This is a genomic window from Diplocloster modestus, assembly GCF_019042245.1.
Classification (GTDB): domain Bacteria; phylum Bacillota; class Clostridia; order Lachnospirales; family Lachnospiraceae; genus Diplocloster; species Diplocloster modestus.
Genome location: NZ_JAHQCX010000011.1, coordinates 116,080 through 129,696 on the forward strand (window position 1 = coordinate 116,080; position 13,617 = coordinate 129,696).

At 48.8% G+C, this 13,617-nt stretch carries 14 protein-coding genes and 1 pseudogene; 12 read left to right on the top strand and 3 right to left on the bottom strand.

Translation table 11 applies throughout. From position 1 onward, the window contains the following. Window positions 1-2: 2 nt before the first annotated feature. The 5 genes from iorA to KTH90_RS15910 are packed head-to-tail and all read left to right on the top strand — an operon-like array spanning window position 3 to window position 4,529. Window positions 3-1,745: an indolepyruvate ferredoxin oxidoreductase subunit alpha gene (gene iorA, locus KTH90_RS15890; RefSeq protein WP_158352123.1), complete on the top strand. Its 1,743-nt coding sequence runs from the start codon at window positions 3-5 to the stop codon at window positions 1,743-1,745. After that, window positions 1,745-2,314 (top strand): indolepyruvate oxidoreductase subunit beta, encoded by a 570-nt coding sequence (locus KTH90_RS15895; RefSeq protein ID WP_158352121.1) that lies wholly within the window; start codon window positions 1,745-1,747, stop codon window positions 2,312-2,314. The genes iorA and KTH90_RS15895 overlap by 1 nt, the downstream gene beginning before the upstream one ends. A gap of 11 nt (window positions 2,315-2,325) precedes the next feature. Further along, on the top strand, window positions 2,326-2,733 hold the full coding sequence (locus KTH90_RS15900; protein WP_158352119.1) for an ACT domain-containing protein: 408 nt from the start codon (window positions 2,326-2,328) through the stop codon (window positions 2,731-2,733). 33 nt (window positions 2,734-2,766) lie between these two features. Beyond that, entirely contained in the window at window positions 2,767-4,068 is a 1,302-nt protein-coding gene (locus KTH90_RS15905; protein WP_158352117.1) for a phenylacetate--CoA ligase family protein, read from the top strand. 20 nt (window positions 4,069-4,088) lie between these two features. After that, window positions 4,089-4,529, top strand: coding sequence for an ACT domain-containing protein (locus tag KTH90_RS15910; protein ID WP_158352115.1), 441 nt, complete (start codon window positions 4,089-4,091; stop codon window positions 4,527-4,529). A 455-nt stretch (window positions 4,530-4,984) separates the two neighbouring features. Here the strand turns inward: KTH90_RS15910 and KTH90_RS15915 are convergent, their stop codons facing one another. Further along, entirely contained in the window at window positions 4,985-5,434 is a 450-nt protein-coding gene (locus KTH90_RS15915; RefSeq protein ID WP_158352113.1) for a MarR family winged helix-turn-helix transcriptional regulator, read from the bottom strand. Between the two features lie 306 nt (window positions 5,435-5,740). Between KTH90_RS15915 and KTH90_RS15920 the strand changes: the two genes are divergently transcribed. From KTH90_RS15920 to KTH90_RS15935, 4 genes are read left to right on the top strand one after another with little or no spacing between them, the layout of a single operon-like run. Then, on the top strand, window positions 5,741-6,208 hold the full coding sequence (locus tag KTH90_RS15920) for a MarR family winged helix-turn-helix transcriptional regulator (RefSeq protein ID WP_158352111.1): 468 nt from the start codon (window positions 5,741-5,743) through the stop codon (window positions 6,206-6,208). Continuing rightward, window positions 6,205-8,361, top strand: a complete 2,157-nt coding sequence (locus KTH90_RS15925; protein ID WP_158352110.1) for an ABC transporter ATP-binding protein — start codon at window positions 6,205-6,207, stop codon at window positions 8,359-8,361. The genes KTH90_RS15920 and KTH90_RS15925 overlap by 4 nt, the downstream gene beginning before the upstream one ends. Continuing rightward, the gene (locus KTH90_RS15930; RefSeq protein WP_238727042.1) at window positions 8,358-10,202 is read left to right on the top strand and encodes an ABC transporter ATP-binding protein; all 1,845 of its coding nucleotides are present in this window, start codon (window positions 8,358-8,360) and stop codon (window positions 10,200-10,202) included. Before KTH90_RS15925 ends, KTH90_RS15930 begins: the two co-directional genes overlap by 4 nt. Window positions 10,203-10,242: 40 nt before the next feature. Next, window positions 10,243-10,848 carry a cytidylate kinase-like family protein gene (locus tag KTH90_RS15935; protein ID WP_238727043.1) on the top strand — a complete coding sequence of 202 codons (606 nt, stop codon included), beginning with the start codon at window positions 10,243-10,245 and terminating at the stop codon, window positions 10,846-10,848. A 22-nt stretch (window positions 10,849-10,870) separates the two neighbouring features. Here KTH90_RS15935 and KTH90_RS15940 read toward each other — a convergent pair whose 3' ends face one another. Both KTH90_RS15940 and KTH90_RS15945 read right to left on the bottom strand, forming a co-directional pair. Beyond that, window positions 10,871-11,167, bottom strand: coding sequence for a hypothetical protein (locus KTH90_RS15940; RefSeq protein WP_238727044.1), 297 nt, complete (start codon window positions 11,165-11,167; stop codon window positions 10,871-10,873). A 90-nt stretch (window positions 11,168-11,257) separates the two neighbouring features. Continuing rightward, a pseudogene (locus KTH90_RS15945) lies at window positions 11,258-11,560 on the bottom strand (GntR family transcriptional regulator); the annotation flags it as partial. 99 nt (window positions 11,561-11,659) lie between these two features. On the opposite strand from KTH90_RS15945, the gene KTH90_RS15950 reads away from it, so the two are divergent. The 3 genes from KTH90_RS15950 to KTH90_RS15960 are packed head-to-tail and all read left to right on the top strand — an operon-like array spanning window position 11,660 to window position 13,617. Further along, entirely contained in the window at window positions 11,660-12,028 is a 369-nt protein-coding gene (locus KTH90_RS15950) for a GntR family transcriptional regulator (protein WP_158352106.1), read from the top strand. Beyond that, window positions 12,025-12,876: an ATP-binding cassette domain-containing protein gene (locus tag KTH90_RS15955; protein ID WP_158352104.1), complete on the top strand. Its 852-nt coding sequence runs from the start codon at window positions 12,025-12,027 to the stop codon at window positions 12,874-12,876. The genes KTH90_RS15950 and KTH90_RS15955 overlap by 4 nt, the downstream gene beginning before the upstream one ends. A 12-nt stretch (window positions 12,877-12,888) precedes the next feature. Next, a complete protein-coding gene (locus KTH90_RS15960; protein WP_158352102.1) occupies window positions 12,889-13,617 on the top strand; it encodes a hypothetical protein in 729 nt (242 codons plus the stop codon).

Consider the following 13,617-nt stretch of genomic DNA (forward strand, 5'->3'; position numbering starts at 1 on the left):
ATATGGCAGAAACAAAAATTATGCTGGGAAACGAGGCAATCGCCCGGGGAGCCTATGAGGCGGGAGTGAAGGTATCCTCCGCTTATCCTGGAACTCCCAGTACAGAAATCAGTGAATACATAGCAAAATATAAAGGGGAAGTTTATTCTGAATGGGCGCCCAATGAGAAGGTGGCGACGGAAGTGGCCATAGGCGCTTCCATCAGCGGTGTGCGCTCCCTTGCCTGTATGAAGCACGTAGGGCTCAATGTGGCCAGTGATCCCCTCTATACGGCCTCCTACTGCGGTGTGAACGGCGGAATGGTTATGGTAGTGGCAGATGATCCGGGACTCTACAGCTCCCAGAATGAACAGGATACCCGGATGGTAGCCAGAGCTGCGCAGGTGCCGGTACTGGAACCCTCCGACAGCCAGGAAGCCAAGGATTTTGTGAAATTCGCGTATGAGCTCAGTGAAAATTATGACACCCCGGTTATTGTAAGAGTCACCACCAGATTATCCCATTCCCAGGGACTGGTGGAGCTGTGCGACCGCCAGGTGCCCGAGGATAAAGGATACGAGAAGAATCCTGCCAAATATGTCATGGTGCCGGGCAACGCGAAATTCCGCCATCCGGTAGTGGAAGCCAGAAATAAAAAGCTGGCGGAAGACGGCTGTTCTTTCCCGGTCAATAGGGTGGAAATGGGTGATACCCGCATCGGCGTTATCACCAGTGGAATCGCTTATCAGTATGTAAAAGAAGTACTTCCGGAAGCTTCGATCTGTAAGCTTGGAATCGTCAATCCGCTTCCCCGAAAACTGCTGGAGGATTTTGCATCCAAAGTGGACACTTTGTATGTGGTGGAAGAGCTGGAACCGGTCATTGAAGAACAGATGCGTTCCTGGGGAATTCCGCTGATCGGAAAAGAGATCTTCACCGTGCAGGGTGAATACAGTGCCAACCTGCTGCGCAAAGCGATCTTAAAACAAGATCTCGGCTTAAAAAATCCCGCGCAGATCCCGGTACGGCCTCCGATCCTCTGTCCAGGATGCCCGCACCGCAGCGTCTATCATGTATTAAAGAAATTGAAAATCCACGGAGCCGGAGATATCGGCTGCTATACATTAGGTTCCGCACCGCCGCTGGGTGTGGTGGAGACCACGGTCTGCATGGGCGCCAGCATTTCCACGCTGCACGGTATGGAAAAAGCCAAGGGAAAAGAGTATGTAAAAGACTGGGTGGCCGTGATCGGCGATTCCACCTTCCTTCATACCGGTGTCAACTCTCTGATGAACATGGTCTATAACCAGGCCAGCGGTACGGTCATGATCCTGGACAATTCCACAACGGGAATGACTGGGCATCAGGATCACGCGGCGACCGGAAAAACACTGATGGGAGATCCCACCTACGCCATTGATATCCCGGGCCTCTGCCGTGCCATCGGCGTACCAAATGTGGTAGTGGTCAATGCTTTTGATATCGACGAGCTTCAGAGAGTCATCAAAGAGGAAATCGCGAAAGATGAAATTTCCGTCATTATCACGAAATCCCCCTGCGTTCTGTTGAGCAAGGAGAAAAAACCGTATTACGCGGTAGACGAAGAGAAATGCAAGAAATGCGGTATGTGTATGAAACCCGGATGTCCTGCGATGACCAGAAGGGAAGACGGGATCATTAAAATTGACGACACCATGTGTACCGGCTGTGGTCTGTGTGAATCCCTGTGTAAATTCGGAGCAATTGAGAAGGCAGGTGAAAGATAATGGAGACAAGAAATATCATGATAGTAGGCGTCGGCGGTCAGGGGACCCTGCTGACCAGCAGAATCCTGGGAGGTCTGGCCATTGATGCCGGATATGATGTAAAATTATCCGAGGTACATGGAATGGCGCAGCGGGGCGGCAGTGTCGTCACCTTTGTCCGCTACGGTGATCAGGTGTCGGAACCCATCGTGGAAGAGGGCTGTGCGGATGTGCTGATCTCCTTTGAAAGGCTGGAAGCTATGCGGTATGCTCATTTCCTCAAAAAAGACGGTGTGCTGATCGTCAATGACCAGCGGATCGATCCGATGCCTGTTGTAATCGGAAACGCGCAATATCCGGAAAATATCCTGGAAAATCTGGAGAAAGAATATAAACTGTATTCGATCGACGCCATGGCGGAAGCCAGGAAACTGGGAAATACCAAGACTTTTAATCTGATCGTACTCGGGGTGGCGGCCCAGCATATGGATTTCAGCAAAGAGCAGTGGTGCCGGGTAATCGAAAAAACGGTTCCCCCGAAAACCGTCCAGGTCAATTTAAAAGCTTTTGAAATAGGTTACACAAAATAGGAGGTTCGAACATGTTAAAACAGTTATCCGTTTTTGTAGAAAACCGTTCCGGGAGCCTGATGAATGTAACAAATGCACTTCTGGATGCGGATATCAATATCCGGGCAATCTCCTCTTTTGACACGCCGGAATTCGGTATCCTGCGGTTGATCGTGGATCAGCCGGCGGAAGCCAAAGCAGCCCTGACGGCCAGGGGCTTCGTGGTACGGGTAGGAGATGTGCTGGCGGTAGAGCTGGAGGATAAAAAAGGCAGTTTAAACGCCATGTTAAAGATCCTCGCCGATGGAAATATCAGTATAAACTATATCTATTCTTTCGTGATCCGTGAAAACCAGGCGCCGGTGATGGTGTTCCACACCGACGATATCGAAGAAGCGACTCAGCTGCTGGAGAATCACGATTTGATTATAGTGGATTAATGGAAAACTTAAGAAAAGAGAGGATACACTTCAATGTCTAATTATTATCAGCCGGAAGTTGAATGCGCATCCCGGGACCAGATCAAAGCCTGGCAGGATGAGCGGCTTGTAAAGCAAGTAAAACATGTATACGACAACGTACCGTACTACCGCAATCTGATGGAGAAGAAAGGAGTGGTGCCGGAGGATATCAGATCCGCAGAGGACCTGAATAAACTGCCTTTCCTTACCAAGGATGATTTGAGGGAGGCTTACCCTTACGGCCTGTTAGCCGTACCGTTGTCCGACTGTGTGAGGATACAGTCTACCAGCGGAACCACAGGACGCCGGGTGGTGGCGTTTTACACCCAGCACGACCTGGATCTGTGGGATGACTGCTGTGCCCGCGCCATCGTCGCGGCCGGCGGGACTAAGGATGATGTTGTTCATGTGTGCTACGGCTATGGATTATTTACCGGAGGTCCCGGCTTAAACGGAGGTTCCCACAAGGTAGGTTCCCTGACCTTGCCCATGTCCTCCGGAAATACGGACCGCCAGATCCAGTTCATGTGTGATCTGGGCTCCACGATTCTGTGCTGTACGCCTTCCTACGCCGCTTATCTGGCGGAGAGTATCTATGAGAGGGGTCTGCAGGATCAGATCAAGTTAAAAGCAGGTATCTTCGGAGCGGAAGCCTGGAGCGAGGAGATGCGCCAGGACATCCAGAATAAATTACATATCAAAGCCTATGACATCTATGGCCTGACCGAGATCTCAGGCCCGGGTGTATCCTTTGAGTGCAGCGCACAGGGCGGTATGCATGTCAATGAAGACCATTTCATCGCGGAGATCATCGATCCGGTGACGGGAGAAGTTCTGCCTGACGGCGAAAAGGGAGAGCTGGTATTCACCAGCATCACCAAGCAGGCATTCCCGCTTCTTCGCTACCGCACCAGAGACATCTGTGTTCTGAACCGGGAGAAATGTTCCTGCGGCAGAACCCACGTGCGTATGTCCAAACCTATGGGCCGAAGCGACGATATGCTGATCGTCAAGGGCGTCAACGTATTCCCGTCCCAGATCGAGACCGTATTGCTGAACAAGGGATATCCGGCCAACTATCAGATTATTGTTACCCGTGAAAACAACAGCGATAAGCTGGAAGTCCTGGTAGAGATGACCCCTGAGATGTTCTCCGACGAACTGTCCAAGATTACGGTAAGAGAGAAAGAATTAAACGGCGCGTTAAAGGCTATGCTGGGCATCTACGCGGTTGTAAAATTGGTCGCGCCAAAGAGTATCACCAGAAGTGAAGGAAAGGCTGTCCGCGTGATCGATAAGCGGAATCTATACTAATCCATTAGGAGGAGAAACTTATGACAGCAAAACAAATATCTGTATTTCTGGAAAATAAGCCCGGACAGCTGACGGAATTCGCCAAACTGCTGGAGCAGCACGGGATCAATATGCATGCGCTGTGCGTGGCGGACGCCAAGGATTTCGGAATCTTAAGAATCATCGTGGATGATTCCTACAAAACCGCCTGTGTCCTGAAAGAAGCGGATTACGTATTCTCCATCACACCGGTACTGGCGGTAGAGATGCCGGATAAACCCGGCAGCCTGGCCAAAATCCTGGATCTGCTGGCAGAAAATGAGATCAATCTGGAATACACCTACGCCTTTACCTCCAGAAAAGAAGGTTATGCCTATATGATCCTCCGGGTAACCGACAATGAAAGAGCCATCGAAGTGCTGGGAGAGAACGGCGTGAAACTGATCTGCCAGCACGACATGGGAGGGATTTTCTGCCACTAGTTTGGATTTTATTTGCTATGGTCCGGAGCGTTCTGCCGCAAAGGCAGGCTGGCCGGGAGGGGCAAAAAAGAAACGGCCCCCAAACCGCTTCGGCCGGACCTAAGAACGGGTAACTCCGAAGAGGACGAAACCCGTTCTAAGGTACGGCCTCAAGCGGTTTGGGGGCCGTACCTTTTTTGCCCCTCCCGGCCAGCCTGCCTTTGCGGCAGAACGCTCCTGCTTTGGCGCTATTAACATAGGACCGCCGATAAATGATATAGTACAAGAGATTTGAATTTGGTGACTGGTATTCTACTGTTTTTAGTATTCTAATATTTAATTAAATTTTAGCAAAAAAAGCTGGGAATGAGCATGGAATTCTAGCTTGAATTAGTGAGAGGGAGGAGAGGGAAGCCGCACCTCCGCCCAAGGCCCCGCGGCTTCCCTCTCCTCCCGATTCTTCTTCACCAGGAATTTTATTTCAGCAGCAGTTTTTCTTCTTCCGTAATGGAATCTACCAGTTTCTTGGACAGATTAAAATATTCGTCTATTTCATTTGGTTCAAAATGGGAAAAGACCCGATTCATAAAGGATGTTATAATTTCGATATTTTCATTCAGGGCGGTACGGCCGTCTTCTGTGATGAGGACATATGTGATCCTGCGGTCCTGGCGGTCTGTCAGACGCTGGATGCAGCCCTTCATTTCTAATTTGCGTAGCGTACGGGAAATCGCGGGTCGTGTTACACCCAGCTGCTTTGCGATGTCGGAGACGGTAATGTATTGTCCCGGATGGGATTCGGAAGCCTTCCATAGGATATCTAGTATAGTTAGTTCGCCGTGGGGCAGGATATTGAGAGAATCGGAAAGGTTTAATAACTTTAATTTTCGGATAATATTATATTGGCGGTTGATTTTTTCCAGCATTGCCGGCTCCTTTTTCTTTTGTAAAAGTCAGAGGCTGCAGACAGATACGCCGCAGCCGGGGGTTTTTAAGTTTTCTGAACGGGAATCTTGTGAAATCTAACTATAAAGTATAATAATATAGATCAAATTTAGTGTCAATAAAGTTTGTGGAATCGATATCATATAAATTGACGAAAGACATTCCTTTTGCAAATAATTCTTTAACTATTTTAGATATTGACAGTAGTTCCTATCGGAGTTAAAATTTTACAATGTAAATAGATTACAATGTTAAATATTTATTAAGATACGGAAAGGAATGAGGAAATGGACCGAGGAGGGGTAACCGAAGAGCTGCTAAAAGCTGCAGGTAGAATGAGACGAGTGAGGCTCAGTGTGCTGTTTCCGGATATTTCTCAGGGAGAATTCCTGGCTTTGGAAGTCATATACCGCTATACGCTTATCCAGGATGGAAGGAAAATCTGCGTATCGGATCTGGCCAAAAATATGAAGATCGCGTCCTCAGCAGTTTCCAGAATGCTGCATACACTGGAAGAGCGGGGGTTGATCAGCAGAGAGGTGGACCGAAAAGACAGGAGAAATACCTATGTATACCTGACGGAGGCCGGACGGCAGAAGCATCAGGATGCAGTGGACACTATGGATGAATTTTTGAAAAGTGTAGTAAACCGTATGAAGGAGGAGGATATCCGCCAGCTGATTGTATTATGGAATGAGTTAGCGGATATTATTGATGATGAGTTAGACAGCAGGACGAAAGGAGAGAGACGATGACAAAATTATTCAAGTACCTGCGCGATGTTAAGGGTATGGTGGTGCTGATTATAGCCTTACTGGTTATTCAGGCGTACTGTGACCTGGCATTGCCCCAATATACGTCCAATATTGTAGATGTCGGAATACAGCAGGGGGGCATCGAATATGTGGCCCCGGAGAAAATGAGACCGGAGACATTTGAGAACCTGAGCTGTTTTCTGAACGATGCGCAGATTAAGATATTGTCGGCCAGTTATGATCAGGATGCGGACGGCAATTATGTATTAAATACCAAAAATAAGGAGGCCCTGGAACAGCTGGATGAGATGCTGGGCACTCCCATGATGCTGATCTCATCTGTGGAGGAATCCGGGAAGATGACCATGGAGTCGCTGAAGGGCATGATCGCTTCCGGACAAATGACGAAAGATCAGGTCATGAAAATGAAGGACCAGGCTTTAAGCCAGATGGGAGACCTGCAGGAGTCCTTGATCACCCAAAAGGCGATCTTGTTTGTGAAAGCAGAGTATGAAGCGCTGGGGATCGATATGGGAGCTTATCAGACCCACTATCTGCTGAAGTCCGGCGGAATTATGCTTTTATATACGCTGGTGATGGTGATTGCAGCTATACTGGCCGGTATGCTGGGCTCTTATTCCGCGGCCAAGATCGGACGGAACCTGCGCAGCCGGATGTTTCAGAAAGTGGTTGATTTCTCCGGGAATGAGCTGGATCATTTTTCCACGGCTTCCCTGATCACCAGAAGTACTAATGATATCCAGCAGGTGCAGATGACAACGGTAATGATGCTGCGTTTCGTCATATATGCCCCTATTCTGGGAATCGGCGGTATTATCAAAGTGGCCGGTACCAGGACGGGGATGGGATGGATCATCGGTGTCTCGGTGGGAGCCAGTATCCTTCTGGTTGCGGTCCTGATGTCCGCCGCAATGCCGAAGTTCAAAAAGATGCAGCTTCTTGTGGATAAACTGAACCTGGTGTCCCGGGAGATTCTGACCGGCCTTCCGGTGATCCGGGCATTCAGCCGGGAACGCTTTGAAGAAAAGCGGTTTGAGAAGGCCAACAAAGACCTGATGTCAACCCAGCTGTTTACCAACCGGATTATGACTTTTATGATGCCCGCGATGATGCTGGTGATGAACTGCACCACGGTTCTGATCGTCTGGGTGGGAGCGCAGGGAATCAATCTGGGGAATCTGCAGGTCGGTGATATGATGGCATTTATTACTTATACGATGCAGATTATCATGTCCTTCCTGATGATTACTATGATGTCCGTCATGCTGCCCCGGGCAGGGGTCGCGGCCGTCCGGATCGACGAGGTTATGCAGACCTCATGTTCGATACAGGATAAAGAGAAGAACCAGGATGAAAAGCTGGCTGGATGCCGGGGCGTATTGACTTTTGAGGACGTATCGTTCCACTATCCCGGAGCGCAGGAGAACACCCTCCACCACTTAAGCTTCACGGCAAAACCGGGTAAAACGACAGCAATCATAGGCAGTACCGGCTGCGGGAAGTCTACGCTGATCCACCTGATCCCGAGATTTTATGATGTAACGGGAGGACGTATCACGCTGGACGGCGTGGATATCCGGGATCTGTCCCAGCATAAGTTAAGGGAGCTGCTGGGTTTTGTACCCCAGAAGGGAATGCTGTTTTCAGGAAATATTGAATCCAATATCAAATTCGCCGGAGAGGACACGATAACGGACGAGGCTATGATACAGGCGGCCGGGATCGCTCAGGCGGTGGAATTCATAGACTCCAAGCCTGAGCAATACAAGAGCCGCATTTCCGAAGGCGGAACGAATGTGTCCGGCGGCCAGAAGCAGAGGCTGTCCATCGCCAGGGCGATCGCGAAGAATCCGAAGGTATTTCTGTTTGACGACAGTTTTTCGGCGCTGGACTATAAGACCGATGTGGTTTTGCGTAAAGCCCTGAATGAGAAGGTTCAGGATGCGACCGTAATCATCGTGGCCCAGCGGATCAGTACCATCCTCCACGCAGATCAGATCATCGTGCTGGATGAAGGCAGGATCGTGGGGATGGGAAATCATGAGGATTTGCTGGAAAACTGTGAAACCTATCAGGAAATCGCGAAATCGCAGCTCTCGGAGAAAGAACTGAAAGGAGGCCGCGCATCATGAGTAAAAAAGATGACAGCAGCAGCGCAAGGCCCATGGGGCCCAGACATGGAATGGTGCCGGGCGAAAAGGCAAAAGATTTTAAAGGAACCATTGTAAAATTATTAAAATATATGAGTAAATATAAAGTAGGCATTGTCTTTGTGCTGATTTTTGCCATTGGCAGCACTGCTTTTAACATCGCCGGCCCGAAGGTGCTGAGTAAGGCAATCACCGAGATTTTTAACGGGCTGGTGGGTAAGATATCCGGGTCGGGAGGCATCGATTTTACAAAGATAGGACGGATTCTGCTGATCATGCTGTGCCTGTATCTGATCAGTTCCCTGTTCTCCTTTGTACAGGGCTGGATCATGACCGGTATTTCCCAGAAACTGTGCTTCCGGTTCCGAAAAGAGATTTCGGAAAAGATCAACCGGATGCCCATGAAATATTTTGAGTCCAAGACGGTGGGCGAAGTCCTCTCCAGAATCACCAACGATGTGGATACCCTGGGTATGAGCTTAAATCAGAGTGTTACCCAGCTGATCACCTCCGTCACCATGATCATCGGCGTGTTGATCATGATGTTAAGCATAAGCCCGCTGATGACACTGATTGCGCTGGTCATTCTGCCGATCTCCGTTTTGCTGATCGGTGTCGTTGTAAAAATGTCCCAAAAATATTTCATCACCCAGCAAAAATATCTGGGCAAGGTAAACGGACAGGTGGAAGAAGTGTTCAGCGGCCATAATATCGTCAAAGCCTTCAACCGGGAGAAAGCCGCCATCCAGGAGTTCGATGAAACCAACGACGTGCTGTTCCAGTCAGCCTGGAAGTCCCAGTTCCTGTCCGGAATGATGCAGCCGATTATGATGTTCGTCGGAAACCTGGGCTATGTGGCAGTGGCGGTCAGCGGAAGTATTCTGGCGGTCAAACGGGTGATCGAAGTCGGCGACATCCAGGCATTTATCCAGTATGTCCGTAACTTTACACAGCCGATCTCGCAGCTGGCGCAGGTTTCCAATATGCTTCAGTCCACAGCGGCCGCGTCAGAGCGTGTTTTCGAGTTCCTGAACGAGGAAGAAGAAATTGACAATGTAGAGAACCCGGTATCCGTAGAAGAAATTCAGGGCAGGGTTACTTTTGAACACGTCCATTTCGGATACAATCCGGATAAAATCATCATCAATGATTTCAGCTGCGAGGTAGAGCCTGGCCAGACCGTGGCCATCGTCGGCCCCACAGGGGCCGGCAAGACCACCATGGTGAAGCTGCTGATGCGTTTCTATGACGTAAACGGCGGCAGTATCAAAGTTGACGGCCATGACATCCGGGATTTCAACCGCAGTGAATTAAGGGAGAGTTTCGGAATGGTACTCCAGGATACCTGGCTGTTCAAGGGGACGATCATGGAAAATATCCGGTACGGCAGGCTGGACGCCACGGACGAGGAAGTCATCGCTGCAGCCAAAGCAGCTCATGCCCATCATTTCATCCAGACATTGCCCGGAGGCTATCAGATGGAGCTGAATGAAGAGGCCGATAACGTCTCGCAGGGACAAAAACAGCTCTTAACCATTGCCCGTGCCATACTGGCGGACAATAAGATACTGATCCTGGATGAGGCGACCAGTTCTGTTGATACCAGAACCGAGGCCCGGATACAGAAAGCCATGAATAATCTGATGAGAGGCAGAACCAGTTTTGTCATTGCCCACAGGCTTTCCACAATCAAGGACGCGGATCTGATCCTGGTCATGAAGGACGGTGATATCATCGAGCAGGGCAGCCACGATGAACTTCTTTCTAAGAACGGTTTCTACGCAGAACTCTACAACTCCCAGTTTGAGGAAGCGATCGCATAAAGCCCGCTGCATGCAGACATGAAGGAAAGGAAGGAGAAACATGATAAACAGAAGTGTCACCATAGGCAGACAATACGCAAGCGGCGGCAGAGAGATCGGAAAGCTGCTGTCTAAAAAACTGGATATGCCATATTATGACTACGAACTGGTACTTCTGGCCGCTGAAAAATACGGCCTGAACCCTGGCGTTCTAAAGGAAAAGGACGAGATCCGGACAGACAGCCTGCTCTACAATCTGGCCGTATTGACTTCCGGAAATGCCCGGAATTTTGGAAAAGTAATGGAACCCTATGAGATCTTCCAGGCGGAATGTGAAACCATCCGCAGACTATCGGAGAAACACCCGGCCATCTTCATCGGCCGGTGTGCCGATCTGGCGCTGATGGAGGCCGGAAGGCCGCTCCGTGTATTCATCTACGCATCGGACATGGAGGACCGGATCAAAAGGGCCCACGAAGTCGATCACATCGACATGAAAAATATAGAATTTTACATCAAACGAAAAGACATGAAACGTAAGAGCTACTACAACTCCTTCTCCCAAACGGAGTGGGGAAGGCTGGAATCTTACGACCTGTGCCTGAATAGCTCGGCCCTGGGATACGAAAAATGTGCGGAGATTATTGCGGAAGCGCTTGAAGGTTGAGCCTGTTCTGATGAGGTTTATATTAAGACGGCAGGGACCGCACTGCGGCGGAAAGGAAGATGCCGCTTACGCGGCCCGCCGCAGGCGGAGAGTTTCGCTTGCGAAACTCTTTTTTGGTTTGATATTCTTTTCGCTTGAAGATGGCAACTGTCACGGGGTAGGATAAAGGGAACGCCAGAAGCGAACAGGCAAGCATAATTGCGGCGTTCAATACTATCTGCCAAGTGGTCATTCCGCCAGGATCTATTTCAAGAAATTGGCTTTCTTTACAACGCATGACCGCAAAATTATATACCAGATCATTTTTTGATACGGTCATAATGAGCTTCCCATCATGGATAAAAGTGATGCAATCAGCGACGTTTTCTAAATCAGTTATCACGCATGATAGGATCTAACCCGCCTGTTGCTATTCGTCCTCCTGATAAAACAAGGTCAACAACTCTGTCAGCTTAGCGAGTGGGATATTGCTTACCCGTCCAATCTCAGCGGCTATTTGCAAATGTTCCTCCGCAAGACGTTGTTGCTCCTCCTGATAAAATTCTTTGGTCTGCGCTGATACAAAACTACCCCTTCCAACGGTAGTTTCCATAAAACCATCCCTTTGCAAATCTTCATAAGCCTTTTGAACCGTGATGACACTTACATGAATTGATCTTGCCAATGCGCGCATGGAGGGGATCGCATCCCCCGCCTGCAGTTCACCGCTCATGAAATAAGAAAAAGAGTATTGACAAATAATCAGTAATCGTATATTATTACATTAGTTAATCACTCAACTAACTAACCAAAAGGCCAAAGGGGGTATCTTATGAAGTTAGAATTTGAAGAAGAGAGGCCGATCTTTATTCAGATAGCGGAAGGAATAGAGGATGCCATTCTTTCACAGGCATTCCCCGAAGAGGGTCAGATACCATCGATAACGGAATTTTCTGTTACCTATCAGATCAACCCTGCTACCGCGTTAAAGGGGATTAATTTGCTGGTGGACGAAGGAATCGTGTATAAGAAAAGAGGAGTCGGTATGTTTGTATCCAAAGGGGCAGTGCAGGTATTGAGAGAGAAGAGGAAAGGGCAGTTTTATGACCGATATATCCGGACTATGGTTGATGAGGCGAAAAGATTGCAGTTGTCACCACAGGATATCGTAAATTTGATAGAAAGAGGGTTTGAAGGATGAGCGGAATTGAAATAAAACAGGTGAGCAAACGCTTCGGCGATGTTACCGCACTGGATCATGTGAATATCTGCTTCCGGGAGAATAAGATTTATGGACTGCTGGGACGCAACGGAGCGGGTAAGTCCACGTTATTGAATGTGATAACCAACCGGATTTTCGCAGATGAGGGGGAAGTCCTGGTAGACGGGGAACCGGCCGTGGAGAACGACCGGGTCTTGAGGAAAATCTATCTGATGAGTGAACAGAGCTATTATCCGTCCGGAATGAAAGTGAAGGAAGCCTTTCAATGGAGCGCGGAGTTTTATCCTGATTTTGATATGGGTTATGCGGAAAAAATAGCAGGGCTCTTCCAGCTCCCGATGAAAAAGAAAATCCATGATTTATCTACGGGATATCAGTCTATCTTTAAGATATGTATTGCAATGGCAGTGAATACGCCGTTTGTGCTGTTTGATGAACCTGTCCTGGGACTGGATGCCAATCACCGTCAGCTGTTTTATAAGCTTTTGATTGAGAAGTACAGCGATTCCCCCAGCACGATAGTGATCTCCACACACTTGATCGAAGAGGTGGCAAATGTCATCGAACAGATCATTATCATAAAGAATGGAAGAATTATACGGGATGAGACGACGGAGGAACTGCTGGCGAAGGGCTATACGGTATCCGGTAACGCGGCGCTGGTGGACCAGTATACTGCGGGGCGTAAGCTTCTGGGCGAGGACACTTTAGGCGGTCTTAAGTCCGCTTATCTGCTGGGCAGTGCCAGAAGAGAGGAAGTGCCGGCGGGACTGGAAGTGTCGAAGCTGGATCTTCAGAAATTATTTATTCAGATGACGAATGATTAGGAGGGGAAGAATATGAATATCAAAGTTTCTGTCAAATACCAGTTTCAGGATATAACGAGGGCGCTGATTATATTTTCCGGAGTTCTTTTGATTCTGATTCTGACGTTGTTTATACCTGGTTTGCAGGGAACTACCAATGGTCTGGAAGTTTCCGCATTTATTTTTCTTTTTGTGATCGGACTGAATACGTTCAAGGAGAATTTCGGGATGTTTCTGCAAAACGGTGTTTCCCGGAAAACCATATTCGCAGGGAAGTTGCTTTCTACCTGTGCGGTATGCGCGATTATGGCAGTAGTCCTGGAAGTCCTGGCCAGTCTGGCGAAGCTAGGGAGCGGCTACCGTGATATCCAGCTGGGGACTCTGTATGAGATGCTGTATTCGGACCGCATGGCTTCCATATCGCCGGTCCTCGTTGCTGTGGAGAACCTGCTGCTGCTTTTTAGCTGCTGTTTTGCCTTTATGATGGTGGGATATTTTATAACGATCGCTTATTATCGGATGGGAAAACAGTGGAAGCTTCTGATTTCTGTAGGATTACCAGTACTTTGCTTTGTACTGCTGCCTATCGTGGATGTGATGCTGGATGGTGTGATCTTTAATTTTCTATTCAGGGCATTTATAATCATGACAGGGCTGCAGTTTGGGAATCCCTATATCGGGATGCTGTCGGCGCTGGTGGCTTCGGCTGTCTTCAGCGGACTTAGCTGGCTGTTGATGCGAAAAGCAGTGGTAAAGGATTAA

Coding starts and splice junctions, on each gene's coding strand:
- iorA (WP_158352123.1), top strand. CDS start 3: ATGGCAGAAACAAAAATTATGCTGGGAAACGAGGCAATCGCCCGGGGA.
- KTH90_RS15895 (WP_158352121.1), top strand. CDS start 1,745: ATGGAGACAAGAAATATCATGATAGTAGGCGTCGGCGGTCAGGGGACC.
- KTH90_RS15900 (WP_158352119.1), top strand. CDS start 2,326: ATGTTAAAACAGTTATCCGTTTTTGTAGAAAACCGTTCCGGGAGCCTG.
- KTH90_RS15905 (WP_158352117.1), top strand. CDS start 2,767: ATGTCTAATTATTATCAGCCGGAAGTTGAATGCGCATCCCGGGACCAG.
- KTH90_RS15910 (WP_158352115.1), top strand. CDS start 4,089: ATGACAGCAAAACAAATATCTGTATTTCTGGAAAATAAGCCCGGACAG.
- KTH90_RS15915 (WP_158352113.1), bottom strand. CDS start 5,434: ATGCTGGAAAAAATCAACCGCCAATATAATATTATCCGAAAATTAAAG.
- KTH90_RS15920 (WP_158352111.1), top strand. CDS start 5,741: ATGGACCGAGGAGGGGTAACCGAAGAGCTGCTAAAAGCTGCAGGTAGA.
- KTH90_RS15925 (WP_158352110.1), top strand. CDS start 6,205: ATGACAAAATTATTCAAGTACCTGCGCGATGTTAAGGGTATGGTGGTG.
- KTH90_RS15930 (WP_238727042.1), top strand. CDS start 8,358: ATGAGTAAAAAAGATGACAGCAGCAGCGCAAGGCCCATGGGGCCCAGA.
- KTH90_RS15935 (WP_238727043.1), top strand. CDS start 10,243: ATGATAAACAGAAGTGTCACCATAGGCAGACAATACGCAAGCGGCGGC.
- KTH90_RS15940 (WP_238727044.1), bottom strand. CDS start 11,167: ATGACCGTATCAAAAAATGATCTGGTATATAATTTTGCGGTCATGCGT.
- KTH90_RS15950 (WP_158352106.1), top strand. CDS start 11,660: ATGAAGTTAGAATTTGAAGAAGAGAGGCCGATCTTTATTCAGATAGCG.
- KTH90_RS15955 (WP_158352104.1), top strand. CDS start 12,025: ATGAGCGGAATTGAAATAAAACAGGTGAGCAAACGCTTCGGCGATGTT.
- KTH90_RS15960 (WP_158352102.1), top strand. CDS start 12,889: ATGAATATCAAAGTTTCTGTCAAATACCAGTTTCAGGATATAACGAGG.